This is a genomic window from Streptomyces sp. 351MFTsu5.1 (assembly GCF_000383655.1).
Taxonomy (GTDB): Bacteria; Actinomycetota; Actinomycetes; order Streptomycetales; family Streptomycetaceae; genus Streptomyces; species Streptomyces griseorubiginosus.
Genome location: NZ_KB911785.1, coordinates 1 through 13,538 on the forward strand (window position 1 = coordinate 1; position 13,538 = coordinate 13,538).

At 70.3% G+C, this 13,538-nt stretch carries 12 protein-coding genes; 7 read left to right on the forward strand and 5 right to left on the reverse strand.

Annotation, left to right across the window (positions count from 1 at the left end; all coding sequences use genetic code 11):
- Positions 1-129 precede the first annotated feature (129 nt).
- The 6 genes from H295_RS0124250 to H295_RS0124275 all read left to right on the forward strand — a co-directional run bounded on the left by H295_RS0124250 (position 130) and on the right by H295_RS0124275 (position 5,655).
- Positions 130-771 carry a TetR/AcrR family transcriptional regulator gene (locus H295_RS0124250; RefSeq protein ID WP_028809695.1) on the forward strand — a complete coding sequence of 214 codons (642 nt, stop codon included), beginning with the start codon at positions 130-132 and terminating at the stop codon, positions 769-771.
- 325 nt (positions 772-1,096) lie between these two features.
- A complete protein-coding gene (locus H295_RS0124255; RefSeq protein ID WP_199788616.1) occupies positions 1,097-2,686 on the forward strand; it encodes a sensor histidine kinase in 1,590 nt (529 codons plus the stop codon).
- A complete protein-coding gene (locus tag H295_RS0124260; RefSeq protein WP_007380839.1) occupies positions 2,683-3,090 on the forward strand; it encodes a roadblock/LC7 domain-containing protein in 408 nt (135 codons plus the stop codon). The genes H295_RS0124255 and H295_RS0124260 overlap by 4 nt, the downstream gene beginning before the upstream one ends.
- Complete coding sequence (locus H295_RS0124265) at positions 3,087-3,509, forward strand: DUF742 domain-containing protein (RefSeq protein ID WP_020137953.1); 423 nt, start codon at positions 3,087-3,089, stop codon at positions 3,507-3,509. The genes H295_RS0124260 and H295_RS0124265 overlap by 4 nt, the downstream gene beginning before the upstream one ends.
- Positions 3,490-4,110, forward strand: coding sequence for a GTP-binding protein (locus tag H295_RS0124270; RefSeq protein ID WP_020137954.1), 621 nt, complete (start codon positions 3,490-3,492; stop codon positions 4,108-4,110). Before H295_RS0124265 ends, H295_RS0124270 begins: the two co-directional genes overlap by 20 nt.
- 75 nt (positions 4,111-4,185) lie before the next feature.
- Complete coding sequence (locus H295_RS0124275) at positions 4,186-5,655, forward strand: cytochrome P450 (RefSeq protein WP_028809696.1); 1,470 nt, start codon at positions 4,186-4,188, stop codon at positions 5,653-5,655.
- A 14-nt stretch (positions 5,656-5,669) separates the two neighbouring features.
- Here the strand turns inward: H295_RS0124275 and H295_RS0124280 are convergent, their stop codons facing one another.
- On the reverse strand, positions 5,670-6,620 hold the full coding sequence (locus H295_RS0124280; protein ID WP_078616741.1) for an RluA family pseudouridine synthase: 951 nt from the start codon (positions 6,618-6,620) through the stop codon (positions 5,670-5,672).
- A gap of 67 nt (positions 6,621-6,687) precedes the next feature.
- Positions 6,688-8,088 carry a hypothetical protein gene (locus H295_RS0124285; protein WP_028809697.1) on the reverse strand — a complete coding sequence of 467 codons (1,401 nt, stop codon included), beginning with the start codon at positions 8,086-8,088 and terminating at the stop codon, positions 6,688-6,690.
- 1,071 nt (positions 8,089-9,159) lie between these two features.
- Between H295_RS0124285 and H295_RS43525 the strand changes: the two genes are divergently transcribed.
- Positions 9,160-9,768: a GNAT family N-acetyltransferase gene (locus H295_RS43525; RefSeq protein WP_020137958.1), complete on the forward strand. Its 609-nt coding sequence runs from the start codon at positions 9,160-9,162 to the stop codon at positions 9,766-9,768.
- Here H295_RS43525 and H295_RS0124295 read toward each other — a convergent pair.
- From H295_RS0124295 to H295_RS0124305, 3 genes are all read right to left on the reverse strand, one after another.
- The gene (locus H295_RS0124295; protein ID WP_020137959.1) at positions 9,765-11,294 is read right to left on the reverse strand and encodes an amino acid permease; all 1,530 of its coding nucleotides are present in this window, start codon (positions 11,292-11,294) and stop codon (positions 9,765-9,767) included. The genes H295_RS43525 and H295_RS0124295 overlap by 4 nt on opposite strands.
- Before the next feature lie 309 nt (positions 11,295-11,603).
- The gene (locus H295_RS0124300; RefSeq protein ID WP_028809698.1) at positions 11,604-12,449 is read right to left on the reverse strand and encodes a siderophore-interacting protein; all 846 of its coding nucleotides are present in this window, start codon (positions 12,447-12,449) and stop codon (positions 11,604-11,606) included.
- 157 nt (positions 12,450-12,606) lie between these two features.
- Positions 12,607-13,536, reverse strand: a complete 930-nt coding sequence (locus H295_RS0124305; RefSeq protein WP_420706257.1) for a 5'-3' exonuclease — start codon at positions 13,534-13,536, stop codon at positions 12,607-12,609.
- Between the last annotated feature and the right edge of the window lie 2 nt (positions 13,537-13,538).

A 13,538-nucleotide genomic window follows, 5' to 3' on the forward strand; every position in this document is an offset into this window, starting at 1 on the left:
GGGTGGCGGGGTGGGGTTCGCCCGAGTCGGAGCCATGTCGGGGCCGTGTCGGAGCCGAGCGAAGGCCGGTCGGAGCCGCGCGAAAGCCGTCGGAGATCGTGTCGTGCCCTGTGTGCGAGGATCGAACGCATGGGTACGACAGGTGGTGCGGCGGAGTCGGGGCGGCGGGTCGGGAGGCCGCGTGCCGCTCGGCGGCCGGAGAGCGGGCTCGCGCCGCGTGCGGAACTCCTCGTCGCCGCAGCCGAGTTGTTCACCACCCTCGGCTACGCCGCCACCAGCACCCGCGCCGTCGCCGAGCGGGCCGGCATGCGGCAGGCGTCCATGTACCACTACGTCTCCGGCAAGGAGGAACTCCTCGCCGAGCTCCTGGAGTCCACCGTCACGCCCTCGCTGGCGTACGCCCGCGAACTGCTCGCCGACGACACGGCCCCGCCCGAGCGCCGGCTGTGGGAGCTGTGCCGCGCGGACGTCGAGGTGCTGTGCGGGGGGCCGTACAACCTCGGCGGCCTCTATCTGCTGCCGGAGGTGCGTACGGAGCGGTTCGCCGGCTTCCATGCCGTGCGCGCCGAACTCAAGGACGCCTACCGCCAGTCGATCGCGGCGACGGCCGCGGGCGGCGCCCTCGCCAAGAGCGAACTCGATCTCCGTACGGACCTGGTGTTCGGCCTGATCGAGGGCGTGATCCTCGTCCACCGCTCCGATCCCGAGCGCCCGGTCTCCGTCTTCGCGGAAGCCACCGCGGACGCCGCGCTGCGGATCGCCGGGGTCTGAGGCCGCCGGAAGACGCCGGAAGACGCCGGAAGGTGCCGGAAGGCGCCGGAAGGCGCCGGAGAGCCTCGGAAGGCGTTCTTCACCCGCCGCGGTGAGTGGTTTTCGCACGCCCGTGCTTCATGACTCACCGTGTGCGAGCGATGGCTGAGCGTGTAAATGGGCCGAGGGTACTCCAGTCCGGATGTCCGTTTCAGGCGCTTGCTGAATATGACACGGCGATGATCCGGTCGGACTAAGCTCGCCCGCAGCGCACCGAGTTGATGTGTATTCGTGCGCTTGTTCCCTATATGTGCGACTCCCCGTCGATACGTCTCAGAGGGCCCACATGGTGAGTGTTCAGTCCCCCCCAGGACGCCGTGAACTGCCGTATGCGCGCGTGCTGTTGCTCCCCGCCATAGTCATGGCCGCGGCGACCGGGGCCGCCGTCGCGGCAGTGCAGCAGTCCGCCCGGGTCGCCGTGGGCGGCTGCGGTGTCGTCGCCACGCTGCTGGTGATCGCGGTGGCGGCCGAAGCCGTCCGGCGCGGTCGTGAACTGCGCGAGCAGCGCATCGAGCACGACCGTCACATCGCCGCGCTCCAGCAGCGCATCGCCGGCCACGACCGGGAGCAGATCCGGTTCGCGAAGGAGATCGCTCCGGCGGCACTGGACCGGATGCGGCGCGGAAGTTCCCCCGGAGAGGTGATTCGCCGACTCGGTGAGATCGACCCCGCGTGGGCCGACCTCCCCGACGCGCAGATCCGCCTCCTCAAGACGGTGCTCCACATCGTGGACACCGAGGACATCATGCGGGACGCCGCACAGCGCTCCTTTGTGAACATCGCCCGGCGCGTCCAGGCCATCGTGCACCAACAGGCCAACGAACTGCGGGAGATGGAGGAGGACCACGGCCGCAACCCCGAGGTCTTCGACGACCTCCTGCGCATCGACCACGGCACCGCGCTGATCGGCCGGCTCGCCGACTCCATCTCCGTCCTCGGCGGCGGCCGCCCCGGCCGGCAGTGGCCCGAGCCCGTCGCGCTCTACAGCGTGCTGCGCGGTGCCATGTCCCGGATCCTGGAGTACCGGCGCATCGACCTGACCTCGATCGCCAAGGTCAACGTCAAGGGCACCGCGGTGGAGCCCGTGATCCATGCGGCGGCCGAGCTCCTCGACAACGCCACACGCTACTCGCCGCCGCAGAGCAAGGTCCACGTCACCGCCACCGAGGTGCAGACCGGGGTCTGCATCGAGATCGAGGACGCCGGCGTCAGCCTCAGCGAGGAGGCCCGCCTCAGGGCCGAGGGCATGCTCGAACGCGCCAAGGCGGGCGTGGACTTCCAGGACCTCGGGGAGTCGCCGCGCCTCGGCCTCGCCGTCGTGGGCCGGCTCTGCGCGGCGTACGACATGCAGGTCTCGCTGCGTGCCTCCGCGTACGGCGGTGTCCGCGCGATCCTCGTCGTACCCAGCGACATGCTCACCGACGAGCCCGGTGTCGGACTCGCGCACGGCATCGGTGCCACCGCCGTGCCCAAGGCCGAACTCGGTGCGCTGCCCGGGCCCAAGCGCACGATCAAGAAGCGCCGGCCCACCAGCCCCAAGTTCACGACACCGGTGTCGATGGAGGACGACGTCCCCGAGGTCACCGAGTGGACCGCCAACGGGCTTCCGCAGCGCCGCAGTCGGGTCAAGGCGTCGTTCTCGCAGCGCTACGCCGAGCAGGCCGAGATCGAACGCGCCGAGCGGGAAGGCCGCCCGACCATCTGGTCGACGGCCCGGCGCGAGCCCGAACCCGAGCCGAAGCCGGACGACACCCCGCCGGGCCTGTGGGTCCAGGCGTTCATGGACGGCCTCAAGCGCCCCACCTCTTCCGCAGTCACCCAAGCGACCGACGAACCGGCCCGTACCGAGGCCGAAGACGAGGGGAACCTCAAGTGATCCAGCAGCGAGGCAACTTCGACTGGATGCTCCAGGACCTCGCCAAAGGCGTTCCGGGCATCCAGATGATCGTGGTGCTCTCCGCCGACGGCCTGCGCATCGCCCGGCACGGCGGCGACCCGGACACCGCCGACCGCGTCGCGGCCGCCTGCGCGGGGCTCCAGAGCCTGGCGGGGGCCGTCGCGGGCGAGATCCCGGGCAGCGACGGCAAGATGAAGATGGTCCTCATCGAGATCCACGGCGGCTACTTCTACCTGATGGCCGCGGGTCCCAACGCCTATCTGGCGGTGCTCTCCGACATCATCACCGAGCCCGGCCACATGAGCGCCCGCATGAGCGACCTGGTCGTCCGGATCGGCGCGCACCTCACCAGTCCGCCTCGACGCAACGGGCAGACCGTATGACTCCTCCGCAACGCCGACGGCGATTCCCCAGGACCAGTCCGGAGCCGGCGCCGCAACCCCCGAAGGAGGGCCAGGACACCCCCGAGGGACCGAAGAAGAACCCCGAGCGGCTGTACGTCATCACCGGCCCCGACGGGACCGAGCGCTCGGAACTCGACCTGGTCACCTTAATCGTGGCGCACGCCGACCCACCGCCCTCCGCCACGCCTGAGCAGGCGGCGCTGCTCAGGCTCTGCACGGCCCCCCTGTCCGTGGCCGAGCTGTCCGCCTATCTCAGCCTGCCGTTCAGCGTGGTGACCGTCCTGCTCACCGAGCTGCTGACGGCCGAACTGGTCACGGCCCGCGCCCCTGTGATCCGCCAGGCGCTGGCCGACCGTTCCCTCCTCGAAGCGGTGATGCATGGACTTCAACGGCTCTGACACCATCCCTGGTCCACGTACCGAGGACCACCTGCCCCACACCGCCGAGGCCGCGGTGAAGATCGTCATCGTCGGTGGCTTCGGCGTCGGCAAGACGACCATGGTCGGCTCGGTCAGCGAGATCAAACCGCTGACCACCGAGGAGACCATGACCCAGGCCGGCATCGGCGTCGACGACAACTACGGTTCCGAGACCAAGACGGCCACCACCGTGGCCATGGACTTCGGCCGCATCAGCATCACCGAGCAACTGGTGCTCTACCTCTTCGGCACCCCCGGCCAGGAACGCTTCTGGTTCCTCTGGAACGGCCTGTTCGAAGGCGCGCTCGGCGCGGTGGTCCTGGTGGACACGCGGCGGCTCGAGGTCAGCTTCGACGTCATGGGCCGGCTGGAGGAACGCGGCGTCCCGTTCGTCGTGGCCGTCAACACGTTCCCGGACGGCCCGCGGCACGACATCGAGGAACTGCGCATCGCGCTCGACCTGAGCCCGGACATCCCGATCGTCGAATGCGACGCACGCCGACGGGCGTCCAGCAGGGACGTGCTGATGACGCTGCTGCGGTTCCTGCACTCGCTGACGGCGGAGAAGGCTCCCGTGTGAGCCGGAACCCGGTCAGCCCCTTGTACTCCCTCCCTTCCCCCACCCCGGATCGACCTCAGTTTCGGAGCGACCATCGTGACTCCTGAACCCCATTCCCCGACCGGCACCTACGACTCCACGACCGCCCCGCCCCCTGGCTGCCCCGCGCACGGCGTCGGGCCCGGTGGGCTGCGGCGGTTGTACGGTCCGGGGGCGGAGGACCTCGGCTCCGTGTACGAGGAGCTCCGCGCCGCGCACGGGACCGTGGCTCCCGCGATGCTTCACGATGACGTGCCCATCTGGGTGGTGCTCGGCCACAGCGAGAACATGCACATGGTGCGCACCCCGTCCCACTTCAGCCGTGACACCCGGTTGTGGGGGCCCATGCGGGACGGCACGGTCAAGCCGGACCATCCGATGATGCCGCACCTCGCCTGGCAGCCGCTGTGCTCCCATGCCGAGGGCGACGAGCACCTGCGTCTGCGGGGAGCGGTCAACGGCGCGATCTCGACCATCAACCACCGAGGTATCCGGCGTCACATCAACCGAGCGACCCAGCACCTCGTCAACAGGTTCTGTGAGAAGGGCAGCGCCGACCTGGTCAGCCAGTTCGCGGAGCGGCTGCCGATGATGGTCATGTGCGAGATCTTCGGCATGCCGGACGAGTACAACGACCGGCTCGTGCATGCCGCCCGCGACCTGCCCAAGGGCACCGAGACGGCCATCGAGAGCAACGCCTACATCATGGATGTCCTCACGCGGCTCACCGTCCGCCGCAGGGCCGCACCCGAGGACGACTTCACCAGCCACCTCATCAACCACCCGGCGAAGCTCACGGACGAGGAGGTCAGTCAGCACCTGCGCCTCATTCTGATCGTCGCCTACGAGAGCACCGCCAACCTCCTCGCCAACGTGCTGCGGGTGGTGCTCACCGACCCGAGGTTCCGCGCCCAGCTCAACGGCGGCCAGATGACGGTGCCCCAGGCGGTCGAGCAGTCCATGTGGGACGAGCCGCCGTTCAGCGCCGTCCTGGGGTACTTCGCCAAACAGGACACGGAGTTGGGAGGGCAGCGCATCCGGAAGGGCGACGGTCTCCTGATGGGCATCGCGCCGGGCAACGTCGACCCGCGTGTCCGTCCCGACACCAAGGCCCATATGCACGGCAACCGCTCCCACCTCGCCTTCAGCGGCGGGCCCCATGAGTGTCCGGGCCAGGACATCGGCCGTGCCATCGCCGACGTCGGCGTCGACGCGCTGCTGACCCGGCTGCCCGACGCGGAACTGGCCTGCGACGAGGACGATCTCCAGTGGCAGGAGACCATCTCGAACCGGCACCTGGTGGACTTGCCGGTGAAGTTCGCGCCCAAGCCGCAGCAGGACGTCATGGAGCGTCCGTCGCACCCGGTGCCGTCGCAGCGTCCCAGTGACTGGCAGGTCGGCACACCGCTCCCGCAAGCAGCTCCTCCGGAGCCGGTCGTGTCGGCCCCGACGCCCGAACCTGCGCCCGAACCCGTCGTCCGGCTCGGGGCGTGGCAGCGGCTCCTGCGCTGGTGGCGTGGCGACTGAGTCGGCCCGGGGCGCTAGATGTCCGGGGATGCCCACTTCCCGTACGACACCCATGCCTTCAGCGCCCGCCGGCTGACGAACCGGTGCTCGCGTCCCGTGACCGGATCGGTGAACTCCAGTACCCGCGCCAGCAGTTGGAGCGGACGCCGGAAGTCGCCGGCCGGGACGGGGCCGGTGACCGTCGGGTAGAGGGGGTCGCCGAGGATCGGCACGCCCAAGGCGCTCATGTGCACCCGCAGTTGGTGCGTCTGCCCGGTACTCGGCGTCAGTCGGTACCGGCCGAGACCAGCCCGGTGCTCCAGCAACTCGACCCGGCTGACGGCGTTGGGCTCACCCTCGACCTCGTAGGCCGCCAGGACCCCCCGCTCCTTGACGATCCGGCTGCGCACGGTGCGGGGAAGGGACAGCGTCGGGTCGTACGGGGCCACCGCCTCGTACTCCTTGGTTACGTGCCGGTCCCGGAACAGCGACTGATACGCGCCGCGTTCCTCAGGTCGTACGGTGAACATGACCAGGCCCGCCGTCAGCCGGTCCAGCCGGTGCGCGGCGCCGAGCGTGGGGATGTCCAGCTCGCGCCGCAGCCGGGCCAGGGCCGTCTCGGCGATGTGGCTGCCGCGTGGGGTGGTGGCGAGGAAGTGCGGCTTGTCGGCCACCACCAGGTGGTCGTCCCGGTGAATGACGTCGATCGTGAACGGGACCCGCTCCTCCTCGGGCAGCTCCCGGTGGAACCAGACGAACATCCCGGGCGCGTAGACGCTGTCCCGTCGCACCGGCCGCCCGTCGGCGTCCACGATCCGACCCGCCTCCAGCATCCCGTCGACCACCTCGGCGCCGACGGGAAGCCGTGCCACGAGATGATCCCGCACGGTCGCCCAGCCGTCCCCGGGCGGCAACCGCACCCGCACCGGATCGACCCCGTCCCGCTGTGGGAGGGGAGCAGGAGGTGCCGGGGTACGTCGTCTCATCACGATCAAGCCTACGACGGGGACGTGAGCGGGCGACGCCGACGGCCCTCCCTGGCCTCGGCGGCCCTCACGGGATCGCTTCTGCTCCGTTCCGGCCGGAGAACAGTGCGCTTCTGCTCCGCACGGCTGAGGCGCATGCGAGAGCGAGCCGCTGGAGTTCGGTCACGTCGAAGTGGGCGTCCCAGCGGCCGCGCAGCCAGCCGCGCACGATGGTCGAACTGTCGGCGTAGAGCCGGTCGAGTCCAGGACCGATGTCGACGACATCAGCCTGATCGGTGCAAGTGCACTCCTGCCGGGAGAACCGTTCGGCCAGATGCGGTGCGTACGTCCACTCCATGCTCGGGCGGAGCCTCCTGCGTACGACGGTCTCGGTGCCGTCATGCACACGTTCCCGGCCGCCTCGCGCGTACAGGCAGGTGCCCACCACGAAGCCTGCGACGACGCGCTGCCACTGCTCGCCCCCGATCGCGCAGGTATGGCTCAGGCAGACCTCGAGGATGTCCCAGAGCTGTGCCCGGTCAGGCAGTCGCAGGGCCAGATTGTTGCGGTTGCCGTTCTCGGCGTCGCGGCCCTGGTCGATCAGGTCATGAGCGAGCACCGCCACCATCGTGGTCTCGTCGACGAGTTCCCGGAACCGCTCCGAGTGATCGTCCTGGACGGTGTAGATGTGCACTCCGATGTCGGCGCCCCTGATTCGGATGTACTCCGAGGGACTGAAGAGATCCGGCAGCTGAAGGATTCCGGTCAGGTTGTCGACAAGCTGGACCGCCCCGCACTCCACCTGCGCGGCGACCACCAGCTCGCCCTCGCGGCCGTGCAAGCGTACGCATTCCTGGGACGCGGTCACGGCTTCCCTTGCGAGGCGGCCGATATCCGATACGTGCGGGGTGGTTCCCGCGTAGTACTCGCTGATTCCGGCCAGAACTCCCCACAGGAAAGTGGTCTTCGCTTCGAGTGCGGTACTCGATTCGGGTGCGGTGCACAAAGCGGTGAAGAGGCCGGCCATCTCCATGGCGAACGAGTAGTGAGCCGTGTGTCCCAGAGCCTGCCGGCACCACTGCTGAGCCCGGTCGACGGAGAGTTCCTCGCGTACAGCGATCAGTGGCGGAGTCTTTGAACTGCGCGTCAGCCGGTCGCATGCGACGGTCAAAAGCCCGCCGGTGTCCCTGCCGAGCAGAGTCTGCCAGCTCACCTGACCGTGCTCGCGGCGTAACAGGGCGCGTACGGCTTGCAGGCCCGAGGTGCGTACCGCACCGAGGTGCGAGGTGTGAGACCTGAGCGCGGACCGACTGGCGTTGGTGGTCTCCGCCTTGATGGCAAGGCACAGCATTCCGGCCAAGGCCATGGCGTCAGGGTCGGAGAGAAGCGAGTCGACCGAATTCCGCCACTCTGCGGGTTCAGCCATCGGCTGGACCTGATCAGGAATTCCGGGGCTTACTGGGCCCGGCAGGCTCGCCAGATCACTCATCGCCAACTCCCCTCGATCGGGGGCTTCCTCCTGTGGCGCCCTGTTTCGGAATCACCCCGCGCGGCAAAGTCCAGAAAGGATCCCTTGACTTGTGCGTCCACGGGTAAGATGTCGAGGACGAGGTTATGCGCATCGTGCTGATCTCCCGTCACATATTCAAGGTCTGGTACGAACAGTCCTTTTCGGGTCATTCAGCTGAGGCAGAACACGGAATCGGCAGAGCGACGCATGATGCCCTCCGGGGGGCGGAGCCGACCAAGTCCATGAACTACGCGTGGTGTTCCACACGCTGCGGTCACAGCGTGGCTGAACTCGTGCACGAAACACGCCTTGCGCGCCGGGCGGTGTCGTCGGCCGGGGCCTTCGCGGCGGCAGCCGGGCGGTGCGGGGAATCTGTGGCCACCACCGCCAGGACAGCGTTGTCGGTGGCGAGGTCGTGGATCATCCCTACCTTCCGCTGCCGCCACGGGTTTCGTCAACTGCCCGACGTGGCCCGGAGCCGCTGCCCGAGGGTTGTGGTGGGAGGCCGGGAGGGCGCGGCCGGGGGTGGCCGGGTCCGGGTTCTCGGCGGGACGCCGTGGGGTCCGGCGGCGAGGCGGCGGTCGGCCTCGGTTGGCGCATTCGCACCCGTACACCACCCCTCCGACGCCGGCGGGGTCCGGCGCCGAGCGCCGGCCACAGGCGCACCGGCTTGCATTCCAAGCATCAGGCCACCACCCTCACAGGCTCAGGTGCGACACCGCTCATGCTCGCAATTGCCCTGACCGCCCACCACTTCGCACCATGCGACGATTTCCGGCCGGGCAACAGGGGGCGCAGCCCCGGCGCACGGTGCGGAGTCGTCGGCCGCCGGATGCACGGCCGCGCATTCCAGCCTGCCGGTGCGCCGCGGGTACCACCCCCGTTTGCGGCAGTTGGGGAGCAAGGTGACCCCGGAGGCGGGAAATCCGCATGCAACGGCCTTGATCCGGAGGGTGGTTGGCTGGACGAGGGTGAGCGGGGGTCGGGGACCCCAGTCCGTCGGCGAAAAACCTTTGGGGCGGGCTCCGCGTGGTTGGCAGGATGCGGGCCATGCCGTATCTCACCGCACCCGTCCTGCTCCCCGGCACCCTCTCCGCCACCCTCCAGCCCACCCTCCCCACCGACGGCGGGCTGCTCCTGCGGCCCTGGCGACCCGGGGACGCGCCCGCCGTCCACGCCGCGTTCCAGGACCCGGCGATGCACCAGTGGCACGCCCGTGCCGCCGACTCCGTGGCAGAGGTCGGCGGCTGGATCGAGGAGTGGACGGCGGCCTGGGCCGGGGAGACGGCGGCGCAGTGGGCCGTCGTGGAATCCGGTACCGGTCTGCTGCTCGGCCGGGTGGCGCTGCGGGAGATCCGTCTCGACGACGGACAGGCCGAGATGGCGTACTGGACGACCGCCGGGGCCCGCGGACGCGGTGTCGCGGCTCGCGCCACCGCCGTGCTCGCCCGCTGGGCCCTCGACGACATCGGGTTCCACCGCCTCGAACTGCTCCACGCCGTCCGCAACGAGGCCTCCTGCCGTGTCGCCGCCAAGACCGGCTTCGCGCTGGAAGGGACCAAGCGCAGCGCGGTGCTGCATCCCGACGGCTGGCACGACATGCACCTCCACGCCCGCGTGAGCGACACCCCGAGGGGGCGCCGAGCGGGGGAGTACTAGGCCGGCGTACGCCTGCGCAGTGCTCGCCAGGCCACTCCCGCCGCCAGCGTCGCGGCCAGGAACAGCACCGTGAACCACTGGAAGTACCAGTGCCCGCCCGCCGGGTCGTACACCTCCGCCCTCGGCCAGGCCAGGTTGACGGTCATGAGGAGGCCGTAGAGGAGGGCCAGGGCGTTGACCGGTGTGCCCCAGCGGCCCAGGGAGAACAGGCGGGCGCCGGTCTCGTCCGTGCCCGACGAGGTGAACTCGCCCTTCACGCGGCGGACCAGCAGGGGGCCCGTGACCATCGCGTACGCCAGGTACAGCATCACGATGCAGGTCGTGCCGATCGCGAGGAACGCCTCCGGCGAGGCGAAGTTGAGGAGGAGCAGCGCGGCCGCCAGGGCGCCGACCACCAAGGCGGGCGCGGTGGGCATGCCCGTGCGGGGGTTCACCCGGGCCAGGCGGGCCGCGAAGGGCAGTTGGCCGTCGCGGGCCATCGAGAAGAGCATCCGGCAGGCCGCCGTCTGGATGGCCAGGGTCGCCACGGCGATCGCCACCACCACGTCGGCCAGCAGGAGTTTGCCCACCCCGTCGCCGAGGCTGCTCGTCAGGACGTAGCTGAGGCCGTCGACGCCCAGGTGGCCGTCCGTGAGACTGGGCGCGGCGAGGAGGCCGCCGAGGACGATCAGGCCGCCCAGCAGGCCCGCCGCGCCCAGGGCGGTGAGGATCGTGCGCGGGGCCGTGCGGCGGGGGTTGTGGGTCTCCTCGCTCATCTCGCCCGCGCTGTCGAAACCGATCATCACGTACGCCGCCGTGAACGAACCGATGAGCAGGGCGCCGAACAGACCGTTCTGCGGGATGCCCTCGGTGTGGAAGGTGATGCCCGGTGTGCGCTCGGAGTGGGTCAGCAGCAGCACGACGATCAGCACCGCGCCGATGATCTCGGCGGTCACGCCGACCCGGTTGATCAGGGACATCACCCGGTTGTCCACGACGTTCACGAGGGTCGTCAGGACCAGGAGGAGCACGCCCAGGACGGCCGCGTTCGCCGCCCCGTCCGCCGAGGTCGGCGCCGGGTCGGTGCCGACCAGCTGGAAGCCGGACCAGATCGCCGGCAGCACCATCTGAAGGGCCAGCGCGGCCGCCGCGACGACCACGACCTGCCCGATCACCATGATCCAGCCGGCGAACCAGCCGAACGTGGGGGTCGAGAGGCGGGACGACCACTGGTAGATCGCGCCCGAGATGGGGTACCGCGCCGCGAGTTCCGCGAAGCAGGCCGCCACCAGCAGCTGACCGACCAGTACCGCCGGCCAGGCCCAGAAGAAGACCGGGCCGCCGAAGGAGTACCCGAAGGCGAAGAACTGGAAGACGGTCGTCAGGACCGAGATGAAGGAGAAGCCCGCCGCGAAGGACGCGTACCGGCCCAGGCTGCGGTGCAGCTCCTGGCGGTAGCCGAACTCGGCGAGGGACCGGTCGTCGGGGGAGGGGGAGGAGGAGTGGGGTGGATCGGGACGGACATCGGAGGGACTGGTCGTCGTCACGGCGGCACCTGCCTTCGGCGGGCGAATTCCTGTCGGGCGACAGAAATTAGGTAGGCGCTGTTTCGGGTGCGTGACGCGGTCGTATCGGAGCTGGGCCCAACTCCTCACGGCCTCCGGAGCGGGGGCGGACGGGACGCGGTGAGTCCGTCAGCCGGGGGGCGGGGGACGGGTGGCCGGGGCGCGAACCCCGGGCACGGCGAAGCGGCGGCACCTCAGAGATGCCGCCGCCTGGGAAGCCGTAACGCCGAAGCCCCCGTACCTTGAAGCCGCCGTACGTCCAAGCCCCCGTACGCCTGAGCCTCCGTACGCCTAAGCCGCCGGAGCCGTCCCCTCCTGCTCCGCCTCGATGCGGGCGTTCCACTCCCGCTTGGAGGCCTGCCAGCCGTCCTCGTTGTGGCCCAGGCGCCAGTAGCCGGAGATCGAGAGGTCCTCGCGCGGGATCTCGCGCTCGACCCGCAGCAGATGGCGCAGCTGCTTCACGAAGTGCGCCTCGCCGTGCACGAACGCGCACAGCCGGCCCTCCGGGAACTCCAGCGCGCGTACGGCCTCCACCAGCGGCTCGCCGACCGGGCGGGAGCCGCGGTGCAGCCAGACGACCTCCACGTCCGAGTCGATCTTCTGCTCCTCCTCGGGGCCGGCGACCTCGATGAAGGCGTGCGCGCGGGCGCCGTCGGGCAGCGACTCCAGGGAGCGGGCGATCGCGGGCAGCGCGCTCTCGTCGCCCACGAGCAGGTGCCAGTCGGCGTCCGGGTTCGGGGTGTAGGCGCCGCCCGGGCCCATGAAGTGCACGGTCGCGCCGGGCTGGACGCGGGTCGCCCAGGGGCCGGCGAGGCCCTCGTCGCCGTGGATCACGAAGTCCAGGGTGAGCTCGCGGTGTTCGGCGTCCCAGTGGCGCACGGTGTAGGTGCGGGTCACGGGCCACTGCTCGCGCGGGAACTCCTCGCGGATGCGCTCCATGTCGAAGGGTTCGGGGTAGGTGGCGCCCCCGGCCGGGAAAAGGATCTTGACGTAGTGGTCGGTGCAGGTGTCCGCCGTGAAGTCGGCGAGTCCGTCGCCGCCGAGCACCACGCGCTGCATGTGCGGGGTGAGGCGTTCGGTGCGGACCACCTGTGCGGAGCGGGGCTTCCGCGGCTTGCGTCCCGGTCCTTCTGCCATGGCGGCCTCCCAGTCCATATGCTTAGGCTTGCCTAAGTTAGCATCAACCCCCCTGGCGACGGCGTGCCACTCGTGGAAAGCGCGGGCAATATTTGTGCGCCCGGTGCCGCCACCGGCCCCGGTGTCACGTGCCCAGGGTCGCCCTCCGCCCCCCGCGTCACGCGCCCAGCGTCGCCACCACCCGCCGCAGCGACCCGCCCAGCCCCCACCGCGTCCCCAGCGCGTCCAGCATCTCGGGATCGCGCGGCGCACGCGGCAGCGCGGTCTCGACCTGCGGCAGCGGGACGTCACCGGCCACCCGCACGACCTTCGGCGCCACGGCGACATACGGCCGCGACTCGTCCAGCCGCTTGCGCTGCGAGGGCGTGAGCTTCGCCTTGGGGTCCTCGACCGCGGCCATGATCCCCGCCAGGTCCCCGAACTCGGCGAGCAGCTTGGCCGCCGTCTTCTCGCCGATCCCGGGCACGCCCGGCAGGCCGTCGCTCGGGTCGCCGCGCAGCAGCGCCAGGTCCGCGTACCCACGGCCGTCGACGCCATACTTCTCGCGCAGCCACGCCTCGTCGGTCAACTGGAGCGTGCCGACGCCCTTGAGGGGGTACAGCACCCGCACCCCGCGCTCGTCGTCGACCAGCTGGTACAGGTCGCGGTCGCCGGTGACGATGTCGACCGGGCCCTTCGCCAGCGCGGTGAACGTGCCGATCACGTCGTCCGCCTCGTAGCCGGCCACACCCACCCGCGCGATGCCGAGCGCGTCCAGGACGGCCTCGATGATCGGGACCTGCGGGGAGAGGGTGTCGGGGACCTCCTCCTCGTCCGGGCCGGCCTCGTGCTCCTCGGCGACGCGGTGCGCCTTGTAGGACGGGATCAGGTCGACCCGCCACTGCGGGCGCCAGTCGGCGTCCATGCAGGCCACCAACTCGTCGGGATGGTGGTCCTTGACCAGGCGGTCGATGAATTCGAGGAGGCCGCGCACGGCGTTCACCGGCGTGCCGTCCGGTGCCTTCACCGACTCCGGCACACCGAAGTAGGCACGGAAGTAGAGCGAGGCGGTGTCGAGGAGCATCAGTCGTCCGGTCACGCCTCGCATCA

Coding starts and splice junctions, on each gene's coding strand:
- H295_RS0124265 (WP_020137953.1), top strand. CDS start 3,087: ATGACTCCTCCGCAACGCCGACGGCGATTCCCCAGGACCAGTCCGGAG.
- H295_RS0124280 (WP_078616741.1), bottom strand. CDS start 6,620: ATGAGACGACGTACCCCGGCACCTCCTGCTCCCCTCCCACAGCGGGAC.
- H295_RS0124285 (WP_028809697.1), bottom strand. CDS start 8,088: ATGAGTGATCTGGCGAGCCTGCCGGGCCCAGTAAGCCCCGGAATTCCT.
- H295_RS43525 (WP_020137958.1), top strand. CDS start 9,160: ATGCCGTATCTCACCGCACCCGTCCTGCTCCCCGGCACCCTCTCCGCC.
- H295_RS0124255 (WP_199788616.1), top strand. CDS start 1,097: ATGGTGAGTGTTCAGTCCCCCCCAGGACGCCGTGAACTGCCGTATGCG.
- H295_RS0124250 (WP_028809695.1), top strand. CDS start 130: ATGGGTACGACAGGTGGTGCGGCGGAGTCGGGGCGGCGGGTCGGGAGG.
- H295_RS0124270 (WP_020137954.1), top strand. CDS start 3,490: ATGGACTTCAACGGCTCTGACACCATCCCTGGTCCACGTACCGAGGAC.
- H295_RS0124300 (WP_028809698.1), bottom strand. CDS start 12,449: ATGGCAGAAGGACCGGGACGCAAGCCGCGGAAGCCCCGCTCCGCACAG.
- H295_RS0124305 (WP_420706257.1), bottom strand. CDS start 13,536: ATGCGAGGCGTGACCGGACGACTGATGCTCCTCGACACCGCCTCGCTC.